The following is a 22,635-nucleotide window of genomic DNA, read 5'->3' on the forward strand; positions in this document are numbered from 1 at the left end:
ACAACTAATTAAATACTATACATCTGCAGACTTCACGGTTTTAATAATTCTGCCCGCAATTTTGTACGGATCTCCGTTTGAAGCTGGTCTTCTATCTTCCAACCAACCTTTCCAGCCTTTTTCAACTGTAATAATTGGTATTCTAATGGAAGCTCCCCTGTCCGAAACTCCATAAGAAAAATCAGAAACGTGGGCAGTCTCGTGCAATCCTGTCAAACGCTCATCATTAAATTCACCATAAACATCAATGTGTTCATCCGTAACCGGTCTAAAGGCTTCACAAATTTTTTCATACATTTCTTTGGAACCACAGGTTCTCAAAGTAGTGTTTGAGAAGTTGGCGTGCATACCGGAACCATTCCAATCTCCCTTAACAGGTTTTGGGTGGTATTCGATATAATATCCATACTTTTCGGTCAACCTGTCCAATAAATAACGGGCAATCCAAATTTCGTCACCTGCTTTTTTGGCCCCTTTGGCAAACAATTGGAATTCCCATTGACCTGGCGCCACTTCTTGATTTATACCTTCAAAATTCAATCCGGCCTCAATACACAAATCAGCATGCTCTTCCACTAAATCCCTGCCCCATGTATATCTTCCTCCAACAGAACAATAGTATTTACCTTGTGGTCCTGGAAATCCGCCACGTGGAAACCCTAAGGGTAAATCGGTTTTGGTGTCCATTAGAAAATACTCCTGCTCAAACCCAAACCAAAAGTCATTATCGTCATCATCAATGGTTGCCCTGGCGTTGGAAGCGTGTGGGGTTCCATCAGCATTTAATACCTCGGCCATTACCAACCAACCATTTTTTCTTACGGGGTCTGGATAAATGGCAACAGGTTTTAATAAGCAATCAGAAGAATCTCCCGATGCTTGTTCTGTAGAAGAACCATCAAAGGACCATATTGGACAATCTTCCAACTTTCCACTAAAATCATCTTCAACTTTAGTTTTACTCCTCATGTTTTGAGTTGGATGATGGCCATCCAACCAGATGTACTCTAATTTAGATTTGCTCATAATTGCGGTAGTTATTTGTTCTCAAATTTTATGATTGACAAAAGTATGTTTTTCTCTCGATAATATATCTTTTGAAGGGTTAAAATAACAAATGGCACCTTATATTTTAAGTTACCCCTAAAATTCATGGGGTTAAATGTCAAAAAAGTAAAAATTGAAGCGTATATTATTAAATTGTTAATTGTAATTTCGCATTTCAAACAACCCTAACAATGTCAAACAGAAGATTTATGGCCTTGGCGGAAAGTGGAGCCAGGGTCCCTGCCGGAATGGAAGAAACGGGCAGACGCTCGGCCCTATTTGGCCAACAAGTGTTCAATGAGGAAAAAATGCTTCAATTCTTAACAAGTGAGGCTTTGGATAAGGTAAAGTCCGCAATTTTTCAGGGAACCAAAATTGATAGAAAAATAGCTGACCAGGTAGCTGAAGGTATGAAGGCTTGGGCACTCTCCATGGGAGCAACGCATTACACCCATTGGTTTCAGCCGCTGACGGGCTCAACCGCTGAAAAGCACGATGCTTTTTTTGATATTTTGCCCGATGGGAGGGCAATGGAAAAGTTTGGAGGAGCCCAATTGGTTCAGCAGGAACCGGACGCCTCTAGTTTTCCGAGTGGGGGCATTCGCAACACCTTTGAGGCAAGAGGTTATACCGCTTGGGACCCCACTTCACCGGCCTTTATTTATAAAACGACCTTATGCATACCCACCATTTTTGTGGCCTATACCGGGGAGGCACTGGATAATAAAGCACCCTTGTTAAGGGCATTACATGCGGTTGACGAGGCTGCCACTGGAGTTGCACAGTATTTTGACAAGAACGTCCGAAAGGTGCATGCCACTTTGGGTTGGGAACAGGAATATTTTCTAGTGGACAAGGCCTTAGCTCGATCCAGACCGGATTTGGTGATGACGGGGAGAACATTAGTGGGAACCGCCGCTGCAAAGGGTCAACAATTGGATGACCACTATTTTGGAGTTATACCAAGTCGGGTACTTAGTTTTATGAGTGATTTGGAAAAGCAATGCACCAAATTGGGCATACCAGTTAAAACACGCCACAATGAAGTGGCTCCAAATCAGTTTGAGCTTGCGCCTGTTTTTGAGGAAGCAAATCTTTCTAATGACCATAATCTGCTGCTTATGGATGTTATGGAAGAGGTGGCCGATAAACACCAATTTACGGTCTTGTTCCATGAAAAACCATTCCAAGGAGTCAATGGGTCGGGGAAGCATAATAACTGGTCATTGGCGACGGATACCGGCGTGAATCTATTGAGTCCAGGTTCAACTCCCATGAAGAACCTTCAATTCTTGACCTTCTTTGTGAACACCATTAAGGCCGTTGATGCATATGAAGAGCTTTTGCGTTCTTCCATTGCCTCTGCCAGCAATGATCATCGCTTAGGGGCTAACGAGGCTCCGCCAGCAATATTCTCCATATTCATTGGACAACAACTGAGCGATGTTCTGGATGAATTGGAAGGCGTTTCCAAGGGAAAACTTTCCCCACAGGAAAAGACGGAGCTGAAGTTGAATGTTGTTGGGAAAATCCCTGAAATCTTATTGGACAATACGGATAGAAATAGAACCTCTCCCTTTGCCTTTACTGGAAACAAGTTTGAGATGCGGGGTGTTGGCGCAAAGACTAACTGTGCCAAGCCCATGACCATTTTGAATACCATTGTGGCCAAGCAATTGACCGATTTTAAAAAAGAGGTTGATGCACTGATTGATAAGAAGAACCTAAAGAAAGATGAAGCGGTGTTCAACGTGCTTCGGGAATATATAAAGACATCCAAACGGATTCGATTTGATGGTGATGGCTACGGGGTGGAATGGCAGGATGAAGCCCGAAAAAGAAAGTTGAGCAACAACAAAAATACTCCGGAAGCACTTCAGGTACTTACCTCTAAAGAAAGTATCTCACTGTTTCAGGAAATGGATGTTATGAGCGAGGTGGAGCTAAAGGCCCACCAGGAAGTGGAGCTCGAAGCCTATATTTTCCATGTGCAGATTGAAGGCAGGGTTCTTGGAGAAATGGTATATAACCATATTATACCTGCAGCGGTACGTTACCAAAATGTGTTGTTGGAAAATGTCATAGGTCTAAAGGAAGTATATGGGGCCGCCTACAACAAAGTGGCGGTGAGCCAATTAAATATTTTGGAGCAAATTGGTGAGCACGTGGCTGAAATTAAAAAAATGACGGATGAAATGACGGCGTCCAGAAAACGTGCGAACAACCTCTCAACCATTAACAAAAGAGCGCAAGCCTATTGCAATAATGTTAAGCCTATTTTTGATGATATCCGGGAACAATCGGACAAATTGGAAAAATTAGTTTCCGATGAACTGTGGCCGTTCACCAAATATCGAGAACTTCTTTTTGCCAAGTAAATCATATGGATTTAACGCTAGAGGACATACAAAGTGCTTCAGGCCGTATCAGTGGATTTATAAACAAGACTCCTTTACTTTCATCCTCCTTGTTGAATCAGTGGTTGGGGCATGAGATTTTTTTTAAGGCGGAATGTTTTCAGAAAATAGGAGCCTTCAAGGCAAGAGGCGGTTGCAATACCTTGGCGTGGCTGACTGAAAATGGAAAAAAACCAGGCCATATTGTTGCCAATAGTTCTGGGAATCATGCCCAGGCAGTAGCCTATGCCTCCAACAAATTTGGCGTACCTGCCACGATTTTTATGCCGGAGTACTCGTCAAAAGTAAAAATCCAAGCAACCCGATCCTATGGAGCGCAGGTGGTATTGAGCAAGACAAGGGATATTACCGATGAAAAAGTTAGGGAAGCGGCACAAAAAGAGGGAACCTATTGGATACCTCCCTACAACCACGAGCAGGTAATCTGTGGGCAAGGAACTGCAGCTTATGAAGCTCTTTGTGATTTGGACGATATGGATGCTGTTTTTGCACCGTGTGGGGGAGGAGGGTTGCTATCTGGTACGTTGATCGCCGCTAGGGGGCTTTCTCCACAAACCAAAGTAATGGGAGTGGAGCCATTACGGGCCAACGATGCTGCCGAATCCTTACGAAAAGGGAGCGTACAAAGACTGGCAAATGTCCCTGATACGCTGGCGGATGGAGCTATGACAATGGCGGTGGGAGACATTACCTTTGAATACCTAAAACAATTGGACGGATTCTATGAAATTGATGAGGACCGCATGGTGTATTGGACGCAATGGCTAACCCACTTGCTGAAATGTACAATTGAACCTACCAGTGCAATGAGTATGGAAGGTGTTGTTCAATGGCTTAAGGGTCAGAATCCGGGCAAAAGAGTTTTAGTGGTTATTTCCGGAGGAAATATTGATCAACCTACCCGGTCCAAAATTTGGGAGTCCAATTACTTGGATCAATCCCCAAGCTTATAAAAGCCATACAAACCAAGATGAATTTGATAGGGAAAAGTACTTACTTTCCCTATTTTTGCGCAAAATCAGTTTATGTCTTCAGACAACAGCAAGCGATATGCCCAAAGGGGTGTTTCCGCGTCCAAGGAGGACGTTCATAATGCCATAAAGAATATTGACAAAGGTTTGTTTCCGAAGGCCTTTTGTAAGATTGTCCCGGATTATCTGACCGGTAGCGAAGACCATTGTCTGGTCATGCATGCTGATGGCGCTGGAACCAAGTCGTCCCTAGCCTATATGTATTGGAAGGAAACTGGGGATATCTCGGTCTGGAAAGGAATTGCTCAGGATGCCTTGATCATGAATATCGATGACCTGATTTGTGTTGGAGCTACAGATAACATAATGCTGTCGTCTACTATTGGGCGAAATAAGAATCTGATACCCGGAGAGGTGATTTCGGCCATCATCAATGGGACTGAAGAACTTATTGCTGATTTAGGTCAACATGGAATCACCATTCATTCAACGGGCGGGGAGACCGCAGATGTTGGCGATTTGGTTCGAACCATTATTGTGGATTCAACGGTTACGGCCCGTATGTCACGACAGAATGTTATCGATAATGCCAATATCCGACCGGGTGATGTGATTGTAGGTTTGGCTTCTTTTGGGCAGGCGACATATGAAAACGAATATAATGGCGGAATGGGAAGCAATGGACTTACCTCGGCCAGACATGATGTCTTTGGCAAGTACCTTGCCCAGAAATACCCGGAAAGTTTTGATGCTGCTGTGCCAGAGGATTTGGTGTATTCTGGAAACACAAGGCTAACGGATACAGTTGATGATGCCCCTTTAGATGCTGGTAAGTTGGTGTTGTCCCCCACTAGAACGTATGCTCCAATAATCAAAGAAGTATTGGGACAGTTTAGTTCGCAGGAAATCCATGGGATGGTGCACTGTAGCGGTGGGGCCCAGACCAAAATCCTTCATTTTATTGAGAAAAACCATATTGTCAAGGATAATTTATTCCCGATACCGCCGCTTTTTAAACTGATCCAGGAACAATCCCAAACCGATTGGAAAGAGATGTACCAAGTGTTCAACTGTGGGCATCGTATGGAATTGTATGTAGACCAATCAGTTGCGGATGAGATTATTTCCATTTCCAAGGACTTTGGTGTAGAAGCTAGGATTGTTGGTAGAGTGGAGGCTTCGGACGCCAAAAAATTAACCATCCAAAGTGAGTTTGGCAAGTTTGAATACTAGCATACGAATCCCGTTAAATTAGCGTTCTTTCTATAAACCCCACGCTATGGAAAGAAAAGATTTTCTACGAAGTTTGGGCGCAGGTGCTGCATTTGCCCTTACATTCCCATGTTTAAACGGTTGCTCTACGGATTCTGAGGATTTGGAACAATTTCCTGAACCTGACGGAGTGGACTTTACCGTTGACCTCACAGCTCCGGAATCGAGCCCTTTGGAAAGCAACGGTGGCTTCATTTTGGTGAAGTCGGACCCCGGACTTGGATATACTGATATAGTTGTGGCCAGAAACTTGGAAGGTGAGCTCATCGCCGCAAGTCAGATTTGCAGCCATCAGCAGACGGAAGAAGTCCGTTTCTTGGCACAGGATGGAGGTGTCTTTAGTTGTTCCACCCATGGTTCCCGATTCAGTCAAAATGGAACCCCATTGAATTCGGTGACCAATAATCCATTACGGGTTTTCAGTACGGAACTTAACGGAGACAGCCTTAGGGTATTTGAATCATAGCATCGTAATTTATGAAACACTTTTTGACCATATTATTTGGTGTTTTGTGCTTTGGTTTGGCCCAAGCGCAACATTGGCAGGATAGTTTTGACGACGCGCTCAGCGCGGCAAGTCAGGAGGATAAACCCATAGTATTGGTGTTTTCCGGGTCAGATTGGTGTGGTCCTTGCATTCGGTTCAAACGAAATATCTTGGATTCAGACGAATTTCTTGAATATGCCGACGAGCACTACGTGCTTTTCAATGCCGATTTTCCCAAAAAGAAAAAAAACCAACTTTCACCTGAGAAGCTGAATCGGAACAAATCACTTTTTGAGGCCTATAACCCCAAAGGTCATTTTCCGTTGGTGGTAGTGCTGGACAAGGAAAAATCAGTTTTAGGGACCACTGGGTTCAATAAAAAAGCTTCACCTTCCGATTATATCTTATTGCTCAATGGATTTGTGCAATGAGGGCACTTCTGGTTCTCATATTCGGCTGGATTTGTTCCCTGTCTTTTGGTCAGGAACCCAATGACGTTACCGTAAAAAAAACCATGAAATTGATGGGGAGCCGGTTTGAAATCACGGTAATTGCCCCAAATGAGGACATAGGTTACATCAATATCAACGAGGCGGTATCCGAAATCAAACGGATAGAAAAAATCATTTCTTCTTGGGATGAGACCTCGGAGACTTCAAAAATTAATTCCAATGCGGGCATTAGGCCCACTAAAGTGAGTGCAGAACTTTTTGGATTGATAGAACGCGCCAAAAAAATATCAGAAATTACCGATGGTGCCTTTGATATTACCTATGCATCCATGGATAACATCTGGAAATTTGATGGGAGCATGGACCGCTCACCTTCTGAAAAGGCAATCCAACAGTCTGTTTCGAAAATTGGCCACGAAAAAATCATTCTGAATCCTGATGAAAGCACCGTGTTTCTTGAGGAACTAGGCATGCGCATTGGCTTTGGAGCTATCGGTAAGGGTTATGCTGCGGATAGGGCTAAAGAGCTCTTGATCTCTAAACAGGTAAAAGGGGGAATTATCAATGCGTCTGGGGATCTCACCACTTGGGGCACCAAGACAACGGGAGAGAAATGGCTGGTCGGTATTGCCAATCCTTTGAGCAAGGAGAAGGTGTTTAGTTGGTTGCCGGTGGTGGAGTCCTCGGTGGCTACATCTGGCAATTATGAAAAATTCATAATCCTGAACGGAAAAAAATATTCACATATCATTGATCCTAGGACGGGTTATCCTACTTCTGGAGTTCAGAGTGTATCTGTTTTTGCCAAACATGCTGAGTTATGTGATGCCTTGGCTACCGCGGTATTTATCATGGGGAAGGATAGTGGTATTCACCTGATCAACCAGATGGATGGCGCAGAGGCGGTAGTGGTGGATTCGGATAATAAAATCCATAGGAGTACGGGAATAGTATTCAATGACAACCCTTAGCTATAAGACATGAATAAAGTGTTCTATTTATTGTGTATTCTAATTTTCACCAGTTCCTGTGTGGCGGTTCGGGAATATGACATGGTATACGTCAACGATCAAGAAATGTTGTTGGGCGCAAGGCCCTGCGAACGTTTTGAAACCAATTTTCAGATTTATCGCGAAGGCTCTGCTGGTGCCAATGGTGGAAAATCGGGTGGGGGATGCGGATGCAACTAAGGACTAAAACAAAAAAGCCTAAGATGGTTCTGTCCAATACGCTAACAATTCGAAAATCCGGATTTGGATTAGCTTTTTGGTTATTGTTGGTTGGTTTAATAAGTCCGGCAATTTGGGGACAGCAGACCAATAATTCATACACTAAAAGGGTTTTGGAGGCCAGCGAAGTTGATTTACTTTTCAGTTATTATGACCAGGATGGTCAAAACGCTGCCGTGACCGGTGGTGAGGGAACAGAGGAGTTGACCGATGCCACCTCTACGTTGGTGTTGCGGATTCCCATGAATGAAAACGATGTACTTACCGTGGACGTTGGTTTGTCTGCCTATACCTCTGCATCGTCCAGTAATGTGGATCCCTTGGACGGGGGGAATCTGAATACCACTCCTTTTGATGCTTCTTCAGGGGAGTCCAGAAAGGATTTGCTTGCCTATTTCAATCCCAGTTATCAGCACAGTTCTACGGATAGAAACTCCATTTGGAGTGCAGACCTATATTTTTCAACAGAATACGATTATTTTTCGTTGGGTTTTGGAGGCAGCTACACTCGGTTGTTCAACGAGAAAAATACAGAGCTAAGCCTTGGTGGACGTGTGTTTTTAGACAAATGGAATGCGATTTACCCTATAGAGCTTAGACAAGGTTTTTTTGATGATCGGGTTACGGGTAATGGAACATACAATCCTTCTTTTACGCCTTTCCAAAGTGAAAATAGGAATTCGTATTCAGCATCATTTAGCTTTTCCCAAATTCTAACACAAAAGTTACAGGGTGCTATTTTTGCGGATGTGGTTACGCAAAATGGGCTGTTGAGCACACCTTTCCAACGCGTTTATTTTGGTGATACCGAAGCTTTTTTTATTGATGATTTCCAATTGGCAGACGACGTAGAACGACTTCCTGATAATAGGTTCAAAATACCTGTGGGTGGTAGGCTTAATTACTACGTGAATGATTTTATGGTGCTGCGCTCTTATTACCGGTTTTATTGGGACGACTGGGGCATAACCTCTCACACGGCAAGTTTGGAAGTGCCATTAAAGCTGAACGATAGATTTACCCTGTATCCAAACTATAGGTATTACACACAGTCAGCGGCGGATTATTTCTACCCCAAGGAAGGAGCGCTGTCATCCTTTGAATTCTACACCTCCGATTACGATCTGTCCAGCTACTATGCCCATCAATATGGGGTGGGGATTCAATACAAGGACCTGTTGGCCAATGCAAAGCTATTTTCTTTTGGTTTAAAAACTATTGACCTTAGGTTCAATGCCTATGACAGAAGTGATGGTCTAAACGCCTATATTATCTCTCTGGGAACCACTTTTGTGGGAAATTAGCCTTGGTTTCTTCAAAAAACAATCCAATCAAAAATTGTAAATTCGCATTCCTAACGCGGATTGATTTATGCTTGACAAACTCAACATTGTAAAACAACGTTTTGATGAGGTTTCCGACCTTATCATCCAACCTGATATCATCTCTGACCAGAAAAAGTATGTAAAGCTCAACAAGGAGTACAAGGACCTTAAGGTATTGGTGGACAAACGGGAAAAATACGTTGAGTTGACCAACAATATTAACGAAGCCGAGGAGATTATTGCGGATGGAAGTGATGTCGAGATGGTGGAGATGGCCAAAATGCAACTGGAGGAGGCCAAGGATGGTCTTCCCAAGCTGGAAGAGGAGATTAAATTTCTACTCATACCAAAGGACCCTGAAGACGAAAAGGATGTGGTTGTGGAGATCAGGGCAGGAACAGGCGGTGATGAAGCCAGTATTTTTGCTGGAGACCTCTTCCGTATGTATACCAAGTATTGCGAATCCAAGGGCTGGAAAACCAACATAATAGATTTGAACGAGGGTACCAGTGGTGGATATAAGGAAATCCATTTTGAAGTGTCTGGAGAAGATGTCTACGGAACCCTAAAGTTTGAAGCCGGGGTGCATCGTGTGCAACGTGTGCCGCAAACTGAGACCCAGGGACGGGTGCATACCAGTGCGGCCACTGTAATGGTGATTCCAGAGGCGGAGGATTTTGACGTTCAAATTGACCCTAAAGATGTTCGAATTGATTACTTCTGCTCATCTGGTCCGGGTGGACAATCGGTAAACACAACCTATTCCGCTGTTCGTTTGACACACGTGCCTACAGGATTGGTGGCCCAGTGTCAAGACCAAAAGTCGCAGCACAAGAACAGGGAGAAGGCTTTTAAGGTGCTTCGATCCAGATTGTACGACCTGGAATTGGCCAAAAAACAGGAAGAGGATGCGGCCAAGCGAAATTCACAGGTAAGTAGTGGCGATCGTTCAGCAAAAATTCGAACTTACAATTATCCGCAAGGAAGGGTTACGGACCATAGAATTGGACTTACCCTATATGATTTGCAGAATATTATCAACGGCGATGTCCAAAAAATTATCGATGAGCTGATGTTGGTGGAAAATACGGAGAAACTTAAGGAGGCTTCGGAGATTTTTTAACGCATTTTTGGCTTCAAACACTAGGAACCTAACAATGAAGGCCAACGAGAACCAACTAGCATGAAAATAGAGCACTTAATTTCCCAAATCAAAAAAAAGAAGTCATTCCTATGTGTCGGTTTGGACACCGATTTAGACAAGGTGCCACAGCATTTACTTTCTGAGGACGATCCAATTTTCAGCTTCAACAAAGCCATTATTGATGCCACTTGTGAATATTGCGTAGCATATAAACCCAATATCGCTTTTTATGAGGCCTATGGCCTCAATGGTTGGAAGTCTTTGGAGCGAACCATGGATTATTTGAACGTGGAACACCCGGATATATTTACTATAGCCGATGCCAAACGAGGTGATATTGGGAATACATCATTCCGTTATGCAAAGGCATTTTTTGAGACCTTAAACTTTGATTCGATTACCGTAGCGCCCTATATGGGAAGAGATTCTGTGGAGCCCTTTTTGGAGTTTAAGGACAAGCATACTATTCTATTGGCCCTTACGTCCAACAAAGGTGCTTTTGATTTCCAAACCTTGGATGTGGAAGGTAAACAGCTTTATAAATCTGTTTTGCGGACGTCTCAAGGATACAAAAACGCTGAAAATCTGATGTACGTAATCGGAGCTACAAAGGCGTCCTTCTTGAAAGAGGTAAGGGAAATAGTTCCCGAGAGTTTTTTGTTGGTACCGGGTGTGGGAGCACAGGGAGGTAATTTGCAGGAGGTCTGCAAATACGGAATGGCAAAAAATATCGGTTTGCTGGTAAATTCTTCCAGAGGTATACTGTACGCCTCTCAAGGTGAGGATTTTGCCGAAAAGGCTGGGTTAAAGGCGAAAACTATTCAAGAAGAAATGGAGGTTGAACTGGATAGGTTAACCTAAATCCTTTAAGCAAGATTTTCCAATACTTTCTTAATTCCTTGGGCTTTTCGCTTAAAGAACTCTCCTAAGCTGGTATCCATGTATGTGGCATCTGTAGCTTTTTCAATGAAGTTCTGATACATGAACTCCAAAATGGGAACTGCCTGGCTTCCGCTTGTGATGGGGGTAACTGCCCCAACTTTGCAATACTGATTTTTCATTTTACAAGATTTGTTATAACAAAGATACGGTCTAAAGCTGGTCTTGGACTATGGGTAGGTGGTCTATACAGCTAAAAATCAGGTACTTTATCTAAAATTTAACAATGAAGGAAACCTAAGCCCGTCGTTCTTGTACTTTCTTGGGAAAAAATTAACTTACATTTATTCAAAGCAAAACTGCACAAATAACATATCATGGTTTACAGAAAGATTACCCTTTTGGCGGCACTCTTGGTTTTTAATTTGATGCTTGCGCAAAATCAAACATCGTGTAAATGCTGTTCAGATAATCATCGGGCTTTTGATTTTTGGATTGGGGATTGGACGGTAGCGAATGCCAAGGACGGTTCCCCGGCGGGAACTAGTAAAATCAGCCAGGTAGAAGGAGGTTGCGTTATTCGGGAAAATTGGACGAGTGCTAAATCGGGGTTCACAGGGACGAGTCTTAATTTTTATAATGCTACGGATAAACAATGGGAGCAACTTTGGTTGGACAATACCGGTGCCTATTTGAAATTAAAAGGAAAAAGGGACGGGAACCAAATGATTCTATCTTCGGACCCTGTTGCTAAAGATGATGGTACAACGTATGTGAATAGAATCACATGGACGACGAACGAAGATGGAACCGTGAGACAACTATGGGAAATACTGCAGGGGGGAGAGGTGGTTAATACTGCTTTTGATGGAATATACAGCAAAACAAAATAAACAGCCCGAAGCTTATATTGATGACTAATTCAAATATGTACCTAATGAGACCAAAGAATCTTTGGGAAGTAGCTTGGGCTGTTCATTACCTTAAATTACAACGGGAAGAATGCTTTCATGGCTAAACCTTATAAACGTTTACTTTCCCGATTTAAGATTACTGAACTACCCTTAGGTGCGTATAACGCTTTTCTGGTATTGTGTTGGAGTGAGCTGCGTATCTTTCTTGAATGCCTTGTTGAAGGTAACCTTGTTGTTATACCCAACTTCGTAAGCCACATTGATGATGTTCAGCCTTCTGGATTTGTCTTCCAGTAAGAGTTGCTTGGCTTCCTTGATTCTGTACATATTTACAAATTCATGAAAACTGACATTAAAGTGTTCATTGATAATTTGAGAAGTATTATGTCTAGTGGTGTTCAATTTTTGGGCCACCATATCCAGACTGATGTTATTTTCCCTGTAAATTTTATCGATTGCGAATAAATTGAGTAGGTCTTCTTTCAATTCCAAAGACAAGCTTGGAGTAAGACCAGATTTCTCATATTTTGGAAACAAGCGGTTGCTATAGGCGTATATACCACTGAAGACATCGGGCTGTATGTTGGCAGAATAGCCAACATATAGAACCATCAAAGCCATTGCGGCTAAGGAAAGATCATAAAAAACGCCGCTGATTACCCCGTTTACGATCACGATGCCGTAGGCCGTATACGTAATTACATAAAGAATGTGAATATGATAAACGTTTTTCTGCCAGATACGGCTTTTGTTTTCTACTAGTTTCTCCCTCTTTCCTTTTTGATATACCCTACCGATATAATATCCATAGATGGTCAATGAAATGATTTTTAGCACGACCAAGAGCAAAAGTTTTCCCGAATCTTGGGGATTTAGCCCTTCTTGGACCCTGGAAAGCATTACTTGAATTTTGCTGTCCCCCGAAAAGTTATATACCGTAATAAAAAGATAACCTAGTAAAACTACCGTTGGCAACAAATGCAAAAAATCTAGGGTCCTGAACTTGTATTTCTGCATGGTGCACTTGAAATAAAAGTATAGCAGAGGTCCATAAAGGAATGACCCCCAGGTGGACATTAAATAGGTATGGGGATACTGAAAGTAATAGTTTGAGCTATTAATGGAAACGTGTAGGATAAAGAAGGAATGAATAAACACAAACAGGGCAATCAGGAGCCTTGAAGCCCTATGGATTCGTTTGTTGAACACAATTAATATTACTACATAAAATCCTACCAGTGCAACAAATAGATATAATAGTGACCAGGTTGTGACCCTGGGTATCACCCTCTCCGAAATGAGCTTGAATTCATCAGATTTGCGAATAGGGTCAAAACCTTCATTGGACAGAAAATTTGGATTGAAGTCATGCTGTAAATAGGATAGCAAGGTTGCGGTAGATTCTTTGGGAAGATCCAAGGCAGCCTCGCTTAGCGCCAAACGCTTTAAAATATGGTTTTTTTCGGCCGAAGGATTATCTAGATTTCGCTGGTATATGGAAATGGCTTTTTTGTACCTGTGTATATTGTAGTAATAGTCAGCCCATTCAAGAGAATCTTGCAAGCTTACATTGCCGTCTTCCGCAAAATCCAGCATATTGGTACCCGTGTTTGACAAGCAACTGGTGCAGGAAACGAAAAACACAAACAGGAAGAGGTACAACCGTCCCATAAGTTGATTAGTGAATTAGCCTTCTTTGAAATTAAAGAATTACTCAATTCGAAGTGTTAAAAAAAAACTAAAAAGCGTAATCCCCGATAATAGTTTACTCTTGGCAATTTGTTTTGAATATGCTTTTTAGGAGGTTTGGGAAAGAAAAAAAGTGCATTCAGAAGACGAAAAAACCGGTGCAGGCACCGGTTTAAACTAACTAACTCAAAAAAATGCTAACTCAGATAACTTGCTACAAAATTCCAATTTAACCTTTTTGGAAAGGTTAAATTAACTTTAGGAATTTGTTATAATTGTCTTTCTTTGTTGTGATTATAACGATAAAACTTTATAGTTATTACATTATTATGAAAATTTTATCATTTATCTTGCAAAGCGAACACCTTCTTTAACAAATCTGTTGTCCTAGACGAAATTTTTGTCCTAATTTGCTGCTCTTCCACAGCTATCATTTTATAAACCCCGTCCAAAGCTTCCTTCGTGGTGTAGTCGGTTAAGTCCGGATTTACATCATTGGTCAATGGCAAACTATTGTATTTGTTAATGATGTTTCTCCAGATTTGATCGGCTCCCACTTTTTTGAAAGAACGCTCAATAACAGGATTAAATTTGTCGTATAATTTGGTTTCGGTGGTACGCTGTAAATAACCAGTGGCCGCAGTATCACTTCCCAAAAGAATTTGTCTTGCATCGGCAAAGGAAATTCCTTTGACCGCATCAACAAAAATGGGAGTTGCTTCTTTTACAGCATCCTCGGCTGCTCGGTTCAAAATACGGAGTCCCTCGTCAGCCAAGTTCCCCAGGCCAATGTCCCTCAAAGTTTTGTCGACTTTCTTCAATTCTTCCGGCAAAAATATTTTGACCAGTTCATTTTTAAAGAACCCGTCTTTAAGGCCCAATTTGTTTACCTGTTTTTCAATTCCAAGGTTTAGAGCATCCCGCAATGCCTGCGCTATTTCCCCATCACCAATAGTTGTTCCCTGTGGAAGTTGGTTAACAACTTGTTGCAATTCGGTACAGCCTACTAGCTGAAATACCAGAACGCATAACAGTATTCGTTTCATGTTTCTGTGTTTTATAGTTGAGCTTAATTTACACCGAAACTTTATAAAACCCAGCTGAGAAACAGAATTTTACGAAAAAATCACAGTTTTGTTATTGTAGACTATAGTCTTTCTGGCCACATGTAGATGAACGGCACGTGCAAGCACAATTTTTTCTAAATCCCGTCCCTTGGCTATAAAATCCTTAATGGCATGAGTATGGGACACCGTGGTCACGTCCTGTTCTATAATTGGTCCGGCATCCAGTTCGGCGGTTACATAATGACTTGTGGCACCAATGATTTTAACTCCTCGCTCAAAGGCAGCATGATAAGGTTTGGCGCCGGCAAACGCGGGTAAAAAGGAATGGTGAATATTGATGATTTTATGGGGAAAGACATCAATGACTTTAGGGGATACGATTTGCATGTATCTGGCCAGAACTACAAAATCCACTTGGTGTTCCTTTAAAAGTTCCATTTGTTCCACTTCCGCAGTTTCACGAATATCTTTGGTAAACGGTACATGAAAGAAGGGGATTTGAAACTGGTCAGCGATATATTTCAAATCTGGATGGTTACTTAGAATAAATGGGATGTCCACGTCCAGCTCCCCGGAATTATGTCGACTCAGTAAATCGTAAAGGCAATGCTTATATTTGGACACAAAAATGGCCATTTTTGGTTTGTGCCCATCTTCAAACGCATCCCATTCCATTCCATAGGTCTTCGCCAACTTTTGTTCAAAACTTTCCTTGAAATGACTCAGTTCTAAATGGCTATCGAACTCACTTTCCAAGCGCATAAAAAAGACACCTGCTTCCTTATCCACATGTTGATCTAGGTAAATAATGTTTCCATTTTTTCCATGAATGAACTGGGTAACGGAACTAATAATTCCAGGTTGGTCTTCGCAGTGGATAAGTACGGTGAGCTTCATGAAGCAAAAATTAACATGGTAAAATTATGATATTCCAAAAAAGCAGGCCTTACTAGCAACAATTTTTATATAATTCGAAACAAAACCGATTTTAGCCTGCATTTTCTGTAAATTGCAAGCCTAATATTGACCCTTTATTGCCAATGGAACAATCTAAGCCCTATCAGCCCAAGCATAAGATTAGAATTGTAACGGCAGCATCCTTGTTTGATGGACATGATGCCGCCATCAATATTATGAGACGGATTATTCAATCCACTGGAGTTGAGGTAATTCACCTTGGACACGACCGAAGTGTTTCCGAGGTGGTGGATTGCGCCATACAAGAAGATGCCAATGCCATTGCAATGACCTCATATCAAGGTGGACATAACGAGTATTTCAGATACATGTATGATTTACTTCAGGAAAGGGGAGCGAGCCATATTAAGATTTTTGGTGGTGGAGGAGGCGTCATCTTACCATCGGAGATCAAAGCGTTGATGGACTATGGTATCGAACGCATCTATGCACCCGATGACGGAAGGGAAATGGGATTGCAGGGTATGATCAATGATTTGGTAATGCGGTGTGATCATCCTGTTCCTGATTTGAAAGTTCCAAAAGGGAGTACTTTGGAAAATCTACTGGAACAAAAACAGGTCAACACACTTTCCCGGCTGATTTCTTTGGCGGAAAACCGGCATTCGGATTTTGAGGCCTATCAGGAAAGAATCGAAAACCAAATAGGACAAGTTCCCGTGTTGGGCATAACTGGGACCGGTGGCGCTGGTAAATCAAGTTTGGTGGATGAACTGGTTCGCCGTTTTTTGAATGACTTTGAGGATAAACATATTGGCATTATCTCCGTGGACCCATCCAAAAGAAAAACTGGTGGAGCCTTGCTGGGGGACCGTATTAGGATGAATGCCATAAACAACGAGAGGGTTTATATGCGCTCATTGGCCACACGGCAATCCAATTTGGCTTTGTCCAAACATGTATCCGAAGCGGTTCAGGTACTTAAGGCTGCCAAATTTGACCTGATTATCCTGGAAACTTCGGGAATAGGTCAATCAGATACCGAGATATTGGAGCATAGCGACGTTTCACTTTATGTTATGACCCCGGAATTTGGGGCCGCAACCCAGTTGGAAAAAATTGACATGCTGGATTTCGCCGATGTGGTTGCGATAAACAAGTTTGATAAAAGAGGTGCTCTGGATGCGATTCGTGATGTGAAAAAACAATACATGCGCAATCACGGACTTTGGGATGCCAAAGAGGAGGAGCTACCTATTTTTGGAACCATTGCTTCGCAATTCAATGACCCTGGGATGAACCAGCTCTACAAGGTAGTCATGGACACCTTGGTGAACAAGGCAAAGTCAAAACTCATTTCCAATTTTGAAATAAGCAACGAAATGAGTGAAAAGGTGTATGTGATTCCTCCGGCACGCACTCGCTACCTATCGGAAATTGCCGAGACCAACCGCTCCTATGACAGCTTGGTTGACAAGCAAAGTAAGATTGCACAAAAACTTTACGGGATTTTCATGACCATTACATCGCTTTTGGATATGGAAGAGGCCCGGGCACTAACAGATGTTTTGTCAAAATCAGGATTGGATGAAGAACGGCTTCAAGCGAAACTAAAAAAAGCTGATGATACGGTCTTCCTTGAGCTTTTGATAAAAGAATTTGACCGGGTTAAAATGAATTTAGACCCCCATAATTGGGAAACCCTTATCAAATGGAACGAAAAGGTGCAACGGTATAAATCAGAGGTCTATGCTTTCGCGGTGCGCAACAAGGAGATTAAAATACAGACCCACACCGAATCTTTGTCCCATAGCAAAATCCCTAAGGTTTCCTTGCCTAAATATACTGCTTGGGGAGATATATTGCGTTGGACTTTACAGGAGAATGTTCCAGGGGAGTTCCCTTATACCGCCGGACTATATCCCTTTAAAAGGGAAGGTGAAGACCCAACCCGTATGTTTGCTGGGGAAGGAGGGCCAGAGCGCACGAACCGACGCTTCCATTACGTGAGTTTGGATATGCCGGCAAAACGGCTTTCCACGGCATTCGACTCTGTTACGCTATACGGAAACGATCCTGACCATCGACCTGATATTTACGGTAAGATCGGTAATGCGGGGGTCTCCATTTGTTGTTTGGATGACGCCAAAAAACTTTACTCCGGTTTTGACTTAAGTGATCCGATGACCTCGGTGAGCATGACCATCAATGGCCCTGCACCTATGCTTCTAGGATTTTTCATGAATGCGGCCATAGACCAGAACTGTGAAAAGTATATCAAGCAAAATGGTCTTGAAAAGGAAGTGGAGCAAAGAATCATTGATATTTATAAGAAGAAGAACGTAGATCGTCCCCGATACTCAGGTAAATTACCAGAGGGAAACGATGGTTTGGGACTTATGCTGCTAGGGGTAACGGGTGATCAAGTGTTGCCTATAGATGTTTATAACAAGATCAAAACGGAAACCTTGAGTCAGGTAAGGGGAACGGTACAGGCGGATATCCTAAAAGAGGATCAGGCGCAGAACACCTGTATTTTTTCCACTGAATTTGCACTGCGATTAATGGGTGATGTGCAAGAATACTTCATTACCCATCAGGTTCGCAATTTTTATTCGGTGTCCATTTCCGGCTACCATATAGCAGAAGCAGGAGCCAACCCCATTACCCAATTGGCGTTTACCTTGTCCAATGGATTTACTTACGTAGAGTATTATCTCAGCAGGGGAATGGATATCAACAAATTTGGGCCAAACCTATCTTTCTTCTTTTCCAACGGGGTCGATCCGGAATATGCTGTGATCGGTCGGGTAGCCCGAAGAATCTGGGCCAAAGCCTTAAAGGAGAAATACGGGGCCAATCCTAGGGCACAGATGTTGAAATACCATATCCAAACTTCAGGAAGGAGCCTTCATGCACAAGAAATAGATTTCAATGACATTCGGACCACGCTGCAGGCCCTTTATGCCATTTATGACAATTGCAACTCCTTGCATACCAACGCCTATGATGAGGCCATTACAACCCCCACTGAGGAATCGGTACGAAGGGCCATGGCAATTCAGCTGATTATCAACAAGGAACTGGGGTTGGCAAAGAACGAAAACCCCATGCAAGGGTCTTTTATTATTGAAGAGCTTACCGATTTGGTCGAAGAAGCCGTGCTTTTGGAGTTTGATAGAATTACCGAGCGAGGTGGGGTATTGGGAGCGATGGAAACCATGTACCAACGTTCTAAGATTCAGGAAGAAAGTCTGCATTATGAAACTTTAAAGCACACGGGTGAATACCCTATTATTGGTGTGAATACTTTCTTGAGCTCGAAGGGTTCGCCAACCGTCTTACCTGCCGAAGTGATAAGGGCCACCGAGGAGGAAAAACAAGATCAGATAAGTACTCTGAAAAATTTACAAAAAGGAAATAGGGAGGAAGCAAGCAGGCAATTGATTACCCTGCAGGATGCGGCGGTGCAGAACGAAAATATTTTTGAGCGTTTGATGGAAGTGTCCAAGTATTGCTCCTTGGGACAAATAACACAGGCCTTGTTTCAAGTTGGGGGCCAGTATAGAAGAAATATGTAAATGAATTTAATCCAATCCGTTCTGAAATGACTTTCTCCACTTTTTAAATGAGGTTCTAAAAGTCCGGATTTCCCTTCGAAGTAGATTGAGGTATTCCTTTTCTTTGACCCCGTCCCTTTCCAAACCATTGCAGTAGGCGAGAATGTTTCGCGTCATGATGTTGATAAAGGTGAGGCTCCTCATCCGTACCGAATACGAATTGCTGAGAGCAGCCTGTTCGACCTCTTTGGTAATCTGCACAGCATCGGTCATGAGGGATTGGGTAATATCATCTCTGAAACTACCAACTTTCCTTAAGGACAGTACTTCTTTATTATAAGAAAAATAAAGGGCAATGGCTTCGCTCAAATCACGTAAGGCCAGTGATTTGCGATAGACACCCAGCGAATTCAAAGAATTTCTCTCCATCAGTTTCAAAGCAATTTCAAACCATAAAATTACGTCTCAAAAAGATAACTTAACTTTGTTTTTGAAAGCAAATAAGCCCATGTGCTTTGGATTATTAAAAAATTACATCAATTACTTTAAATATGAAGATAGATGATTTGAATTGGCAAATTCTTGGCTGTTTGCAGCAAAATGCAAGGGAATCATTCGCCAATATCGGCAGGCAGGTGGGCCTAACACCACCCGCCGTGGCAGAACGGGTAAAGAAGTTGGAAGATGTCGGGGTAATTGAGGGTTACGGAACCAAAGTCTCTTATACGCTGGCAGGTAATCAACTGAAGGCAATCATTATGCTTAGGGCCTTTATGGGAAAGTTGAAGCCTTTTTTAAATAAGGTGAATTCCTTTCAGGAGGTAATCAATTGCTATAGGATTACAGGGAATGAGAACATAATTATGGAAGTGGTCCTTAAGGATCAGTCCCATTTGGAAAAGTTCATCGACCAACTTATCGTGTATGGGGAGTGCAGGACCCATATCGTGCTCTCTAATGTGGTTGCTGATGCCCCGATCATAAAAGGTAAGGTTAATACCTAAAATTAGATTATTTTTAAATAGCCATTCACTTCTTAGTTTTTGGCCAGATTTTTGTTATGAAAGGAATATGAAAAAAAGATTCACCCTACTCTTTCTTGTTGTATGCATAGGTCAAGTTGCCTTTTCGCAGCAAATGGTATTGAAAAAGGGAACCATTTTAGAGTCGCTTCCTGTTCATGATTCCCTGCCAGATACCTTTTCACTTTATTTACCGTCAAACTTCAGCACGGACAAAAGCTGGCCCCTCTTGGTGGTATTCGATTTAAAAGGAAGGGAAAAACAGACAATGTCAATGTTTCTGGGCACCGCGGAGGATGAAGGATATATTTTGGCCGCTCCCAAGGTGTACGATTCCCTATCACTATCCAATAATATTATCAAAGCAGGTAGGTCTATTAAAAAGGTCTTGGATTTGTTGCCCATACAAAAATCACGAATTTATAGTGCTGGTGCCCAGGCTGGAGCAAGATTTGCCAATTTGGTTCCCTTGTTTATAAAGGAAATCAATGGGGTAATTTCTATTGGCGCAGCCATCTCCAATACCGAGCTTTTGGATATAAAACGTCCCTTTCACTTTGTGGGCATTGTGGACAAGGAAAATTTTAATTACACCCCAATGCTGGCCACAGAGAAGGTTCTGGATAGGTATCGGTTTCCAAATCAGATACTTCTATATAATGGGGGCAAAGAATGGCCCGATCCTTCCTATCTCAAAAAAGCAATGCAATTGTTCACTCTTGCTGCAATGGCCAAGGGCAATACCCCGAGGGATTCGTCCTATGTCCAGAAAGCTTTCCGACAGGATGTTGTTAAGGTGAACCAGCTTAAGAATTCTGGGAAGTTACTGCACGCTGAACAGCATTTGGGGGAGATGATGTCCATATATGGTGCGCACAAAAACTTGGATTCGCTAAGGTTGATTCAGAAAAACTTACGAAGAGACAAACAATTCAGGACGATGAAACGGGCGGAAAATGCCGCTTTTTTAAAGGAGTCCTTGTTAAAGGAGGATTATCTCTATTATATGGAAGAAGATTTGGTAAGTCATAACTTCAACAATCTGGGATGGTGGAATTATCAAATGGACGAGCTCAACAAGTTCTTGGATAGCCCAATTGTTTTTGAACGGGAAATGGGTTCTCGTCTACTGGGCTACGTCAATGCACTTGCAGAGGACAATATCGATATTGTAAATGCTGAGGATTTGATAGATGAGGATGCATTGGCCTTTCTTTACATGCTTAAAACCATTTTGGAGCCTCAAAATTTTGACTTTTATCTAAAGATCATTTCTTTGAGTGCTAAGAACGAGGACTTTGGTACGGCATTATTTTATTTGGAAGAGGCACTCAAGAAAGGGTTTCAGGACAAGGAACGATTGTATTCCCTAGAGGATACCGCATTACTTAGGATAGATGCCAAATTCAATAAGCTGGTGGCCCAGTACCTTAAAGATGCCAGATACACTATTGAGGAGCAATAAACCTTGGGACTTCCTCCAGATTCCAATCAATGACCAAACCGCCAGCCAGGGATTCAGCAATTTCCTTTCCGTAAAGATATTCACAAAGGTAAAGAGCTGCCTCAAAGCTTTTGGCACCCCCAGCTGAGGTTATGAACTTACCGTCATGCACAAAGAGTACGTTGTCTTTAACATCCAACTGTGGGAACATGGTCTTGTACTTTGCAATATCACTGGGAAAGGTGGTGGAAGCCACCTGATCCAATATGCCGGTTTGGGCCAATACAAATGCACCATCACAATGTGAGGTTACAAACTGGGCTTTTCCGCTAATTCTTTTAACAAAATCCAGCATCACCGTATCCTTTAAATCGGAATCCAAATGGTGCTCTGCACTGGGTACCACTAAAATATCAACTCTTGGGATGGAATCCTGGGTGTAATCATAGTCTGGTAGAATTCTGACGCCTTCAAATGAGGTTACCGGTTGTAGAGTGTTGGCTACCGTGAAAGTGTTCATCGCCTTGATGTTTTCCCGATATTGTGTATGTTGAAAAATATCATATGGGGCAGTAAACTCTGTGTTGTATACCCCGTCCATAATAAGAAAGGCTACATTATATCTATTTGCCTCCAATTTTGGGAATAGCCGTTGAGGCGTTGTTGCCTGTTCTTTTTGTGCTGGTTTTTCGGCACAGGAAAAAAGAAGCGTTAAAAGGACAATTAATAAACTTGTGTAGCGCATGGTTTTTCTAGATAAGATGATAGCTGCTAAGGTACCATTCAATTTCATTTCTA

At 42.3% G+C, this 22,635-nt stretch carries 21 protein-coding genes; 14 read left to right on the forward strand and 7 right to left on the reverse strand.

Annotated features, from left to right (window positions below; genetic code table 11):
• Window positions 1-15: 15 nt before the first annotated feature.
• Window positions 16-1,026, reverse strand: coding sequence for a glutamine synthetase beta-grasp domain-containing protein (locus tag BUC10_RS00205; RefSeq protein WP_073175919.1), 1,011 nt, complete (start codon window positions 1,024-1,026; stop codon window positions 16-18).
• A gap of 212 nt (window positions 1,027-1,238) precedes the next feature.
• Between BUC10_RS00205 and BUC10_RS00210 the strand changes: the two genes are divergently transcribed.
• From BUC10_RS00210 to pyrF, 10 genes are all read left to right on the forward strand, one after another.
• The gene (locus tag BUC10_RS00210; protein WP_073175920.1) at window positions 1,239-3,425 is read left to right on the forward strand and encodes a glutamine synthetase III family protein; all 2,187 of its coding nucleotides are present in this window, start codon (window positions 1,239-1,241) and stop codon (window positions 3,423-3,425) included.
• A 5-nt stretch (window positions 3,426-3,430) separates the two neighbouring features.
• On the forward strand, window positions 3,431-4,417 hold the full coding sequence (locus BUC10_RS00215) for a serine/threonine dehydratase (RefSeq protein ID WP_073175921.1): 987 nt from the start codon (window positions 3,431-3,433) through the stop codon (window positions 4,415-4,417).
• Window positions 4,418-4,489: 72 nt separating this feature from the next.
• Window positions 4,490-5,668 (forward strand): AIR synthase related protein, encoded by a 1,179-nt coding sequence (locus BUC10_RS00220; protein WP_073175922.1) that lies wholly within the window; start codon window positions 4,490-4,492, stop codon window positions 5,666-5,668.
• A gap of 46 nt (window positions 5,669-5,714) precedes the next feature.
• Window positions 5,715-6,173 carry a Rieske (2Fe-2S) protein gene (locus tag BUC10_RS00225; protein ID WP_073175923.1) on the forward strand — a complete coding sequence of 153 codons (459 nt, stop codon included), beginning with the start codon at window positions 5,715-5,717 and terminating at the stop codon, window positions 6,171-6,173.
• An 11-nt stretch (window positions 6,174-6,184) separates the two neighbouring features.
• Window positions 6,185-6,625 (forward strand): thioredoxin family protein, encoded by a 441-nt coding sequence (locus BUC10_RS00230; RefSeq protein WP_073175924.1) that lies wholly within the window; start codon window positions 6,185-6,187, stop codon window positions 6,623-6,625.
• Window positions 6,622-7,617, forward strand: coding sequence for an FAD:protein FMN transferase (locus BUC10_RS00235; protein ID WP_073175925.1), 996 nt, complete (start codon window positions 6,622-6,624; stop codon window positions 7,615-7,617). The genes BUC10_RS00230 and BUC10_RS00235 overlap by 4 nt, the downstream gene beginning before the upstream one ends.
• Window positions 7,618-7,626: 9 nt before the next feature.
• The gene (locus BUC10_RS00240) at window positions 7,627-7,836 is read left to right on the forward strand and encodes a DUF4266 domain-containing protein (RefSeq protein ID WP_073175926.1); all 210 of its coding nucleotides are present in this window, start codon (window positions 7,627-7,629) and stop codon (window positions 7,834-7,836) included.
• Between the two features lie 23 nt (window positions 7,837-7,859).
• Window positions 7,860-9,179 (forward strand): DUF3570 domain-containing protein, encoded by a 1,320-nt coding sequence (locus BUC10_RS00245; protein ID WP_073177008.1) that lies wholly within the window; start codon window positions 7,860-7,862, stop codon window positions 9,177-9,179.
• A gap of 67 nt (window positions 9,180-9,246) precedes the next feature.
• Entirely contained in the window at window positions 9,247-10,323 is a 1,077-nt protein-coding gene (gene prfA / locus BUC10_RS00250) for a peptide chain release factor 1 (protein ID WP_073175927.1), read from the forward strand.
• 60 nt (window positions 10,324-10,383) lie between these two features.
• Window positions 10,384-11,205, forward strand: coding sequence for an orotidine-5'-phosphate decarboxylase (gene pyrF / locus BUC10_RS00255; protein ID WP_073175928.1), 822 nt, complete (start codon window positions 10,384-10,386; stop codon window positions 11,203-11,205).
• A gap of 5 nt (window positions 11,206-11,210) precedes the next feature.
• Here pyrF and BUC10_RS00260 read toward each other — a convergent pair whose 3' ends face one another.
• Window positions 11,211-11,405: a hypothetical protein gene (locus tag BUC10_RS00260; RefSeq protein ID WP_073175929.1), complete on the reverse strand. Its 195-nt coding sequence runs from the start codon at window positions 11,403-11,405 to the stop codon at window positions 11,211-11,213.
• Window positions 11,406-11,600: 195 nt separating this feature from the next.
• Between BUC10_RS00260 and BUC10_RS00265 the strand changes: the two genes are divergently transcribed.
• Window positions 11,601-12,116, forward strand: coding sequence for a hypothetical protein (locus BUC10_RS00265; protein ID WP_073175930.1), 516 nt, complete (start codon window positions 11,601-11,603; stop codon window positions 12,114-12,116).
• 171 nt (window positions 12,117-12,287) lie between these two features.
• Here the strand turns inward: BUC10_RS00265 and BUC10_RS00270 are convergent, their stop codons facing one another.
• The 3 genes from BUC10_RS00270 to purU form a co-directional block, all read right to left on the reverse strand.
• Window positions 12,288-13,808: a helix-turn-helix domain-containing protein gene (locus BUC10_RS00270; RefSeq protein ID WP_073175931.1), complete on the reverse strand. Its 1,521-nt coding sequence runs from the start codon at window positions 13,806-13,808 to the stop codon at window positions 12,288-12,290.
• Window positions 13,809-14,167: 359 nt separating this feature from the next.
• Entirely contained in the window at window positions 14,168-14,872 is a 705-nt protein-coding gene (locus BUC10_RS00275) for a DUF4197 domain-containing protein (protein ID WP_073175932.1), read from the reverse strand.
• A gap of 69 nt (window positions 14,873-14,941) precedes the next feature.
• Window positions 14,942-15,790, reverse strand: a complete 849-nt coding sequence (gene purU / locus BUC10_RS00280) for a formyltetrahydrofolate deformylase (RefSeq protein ID WP_073175933.1) — start codon at window positions 15,788-15,790, stop codon at window positions 14,942-14,944.
• 143 nt (window positions 15,791-15,933) lie between these two features.
• Here purU and BUC10_RS00285 point away from each other — a divergent pair, with 143 nt between their 5' ends.
• On the forward strand, window positions 15,934-19,392 hold the full coding sequence (locus BUC10_RS00285) for a methylmalonyl-CoA mutase family protein (RefSeq protein WP_073175934.1): 3,459 nt from the start codon (window positions 15,934-15,936) through the stop codon (window positions 19,390-19,392).
• Between the two features lie 6 nt (window positions 19,393-19,398).
• Here the strand turns inward: BUC10_RS00285 and BUC10_RS00290 are convergent, their stop codons facing one another.
• Window positions 19,399-19,800 carry a hypothetical protein gene (locus BUC10_RS00290; RefSeq protein ID WP_073175935.1) on the reverse strand — a complete coding sequence of 134 codons (402 nt, stop codon included), beginning with the start codon at window positions 19,798-19,800 and terminating at the stop codon, window positions 19,399-19,401.
• A 122-nt stretch (window positions 19,801-19,922) separates the two neighbouring features.
• Between BUC10_RS00290 and BUC10_RS00295 the strand changes: the two genes are divergently transcribed.
• Both BUC10_RS00295 and BUC10_RS00300 read left to right on the forward strand, forming a co-directional pair.
• Entirely contained in the window at window positions 19,923-20,375 is a 453-nt protein-coding gene (locus tag BUC10_RS00295; RefSeq protein WP_073175936.1) for an Lrp/AsnC family transcriptional regulator, read from the forward strand.
• A gap of 67 nt (window positions 20,376-20,442) precedes the next feature.
• Complete coding sequence (locus tag BUC10_RS00300) at window positions 20,443-21,858, forward strand: alpha/beta hydrolase (protein WP_073175937.1); 1,416 nt, start codon at window positions 20,443-20,445, stop codon at window positions 21,856-21,858.
• On the opposite strand, the gene BUC10_RS00305 is transcribed toward BUC10_RS00300, so the two are convergent.
• The gene (locus BUC10_RS00305) at window positions 21,842-22,630 is read right to left on the reverse strand and encodes a DJ-1/PfpI family protein (RefSeq protein WP_417935121.1); all 789 of its coding nucleotides are present in this window, start codon (window positions 22,628-22,630) and stop codon (window positions 21,842-21,844) included. The genes BUC10_RS00300 and BUC10_RS00305 overlap by 17 nt on opposite strands.
• Between the last annotated feature and the right edge of the window lie 5 nt (window positions 22,631-22,635).

It is taken from the genome of Flagellimonas flava, from assembly GCF_900129665.1.
Classification (GTDB): domain Bacteria; phylum Bacteroidota; class Bacteroidia; order Flavobacteriales; family Flavobacteriaceae; genus Flagellimonas; species Flagellimonas flava.

Excerpts from the sequence above, each read along its gene's own strand:
- BUC10_RS00260 (WP_073175929.1), bottom strand. The coding sequence starts at position 11,405 with ATGAAAAATCAGTATTGCAAAGTTGGGGCAGTTACCCCCATCACAAGC.
- BUC10_RS00295 (WP_073175936.1), top strand. The coding sequence starts at position 19,923 with ATGAAGATAGATGATTTGAATTGGCAAATTCTTGGCTGTTTGCAGCAA.
- BUC10_RS00285 (WP_073175934.1), top strand. The coding sequence starts at position 15,934 with ATGGAACAATCTAAGCCCTATCAGCCCAAGCATAAGATTAGAATTGTA.
- purU (WP_073175933.1), bottom strand. The coding sequence starts at position 15,790 with ATGAAGCTCACCGTACTTATCCACTGCGAAGACCAACCTGGAATTATT.
- BUC10_RS00275 (WP_073175932.1), bottom strand. The coding sequence starts at position 14,872 with ATGAAACGAATACTGTTATGCGTTCTGGTATTTCAGCTAGTAGGCTGT.
- BUC10_RS00270 (WP_073175931.1), bottom strand. The coding sequence starts at position 13,808 with ATGGGACGGTTGTACCTCTTCCTGTTTGTGTTTTTCGTTTCCTGCACC.
- BUC10_RS00215 (WP_073175921.1), top strand. The coding sequence starts at position 3,431 with ATGGATTTAACGCTAGAGGACATACAAAGTGCTTCAGGCCGTATCAGT.
- BUC10_RS00230 (WP_073175924.1), top strand. The coding sequence starts at position 6,185 with ATGAAACACTTTTTGACCATATTATTTGGTGTTTTGTGCTTTGGTTTG.
- BUC10_RS00300 (WP_073175937.1), top strand. The coding sequence starts at position 20,443 with ATGAAAAAAAGATTCACCCTACTCTTTCTTGTTGTATGCATAGGTCAA.
- BUC10_RS00210 (WP_073175920.1), top strand. The coding sequence starts at position 1,239 with ATGTCAAACAGAAGATTTATGGCCTTGGCGGAAAGTGGAGCCAGGGTC.
- BUC10_RS00265 (WP_073175930.1), top strand. The coding sequence starts at position 11,601 with ATGGTTTACAGAAAGATTACCCTTTTGGCGGCACTCTTGGTTTTTAAT.
- BUC10_RS00290 (WP_073175935.1), bottom strand. The coding sequence starts at position 19,800 with ATGGAGAGAAATTCTTTGAATTCGCTGGGTGTCTATCGCAAATCACTG.
- BUC10_RS00235 (WP_073175925.1), top strand. The coding sequence starts at position 6,622 with ATGAGGGCACTTCTGGTTCTCATATTCGGCTGGATTTGTTCCCTGTCT.
- BUC10_RS00305 (WP_417935121.1), bottom strand. The coding sequence starts at position 22,630 with ATGAAATTGAATGGTACCTTAGCAGCTATCATCTTATCTAGAAAAACC.
- prfA (WP_073175927.1), top strand. The coding sequence starts at position 9,247 with ATGCTTGACAAACTCAACATTGTAAAACAACGTTTTGATGAGGTTTCC.
- pyrF (WP_073175928.1), top strand. The coding sequence starts at position 10,384 with ATGAAAATAGAGCACTTAATTTCCCAAATCAAAAAAAAGAAGTCATTC.
- BUC10_RS00245 (WP_073177008.1), top strand. The coding sequence starts at position 7,860 with ATGGTTCTGTCCAATACGCTAACAATTCGAAAATCCGGATTTGGATTA.
- BUC10_RS00225 (WP_073175923.1), top strand. The coding sequence starts at position 5,715 with ATGGAAAGAAAAGATTTTCTACGAAGTTTGGGCGCAGGTGCTGCATTT.
- BUC10_RS00220 (WP_073175922.1), top strand. The coding sequence starts at position 4,490 with ATGTCTTCAGACAACAGCAAGCGATATGCCCAAAGGGGTGTTTCCGCG.
- BUC10_RS00205 (WP_073175919.1), bottom strand. The coding sequence starts at position 1,026 with ATGAGCAAATCTAAATTAGAGTACATCTGGTTGGATGGCCATCATCCA.
- BUC10_RS00240 (WP_073175926.1), top strand. The coding sequence starts at position 7,627 with ATGAATAAAGTGTTCTATTTATTGTGTATTCTAATTTTCACCAGTTCC.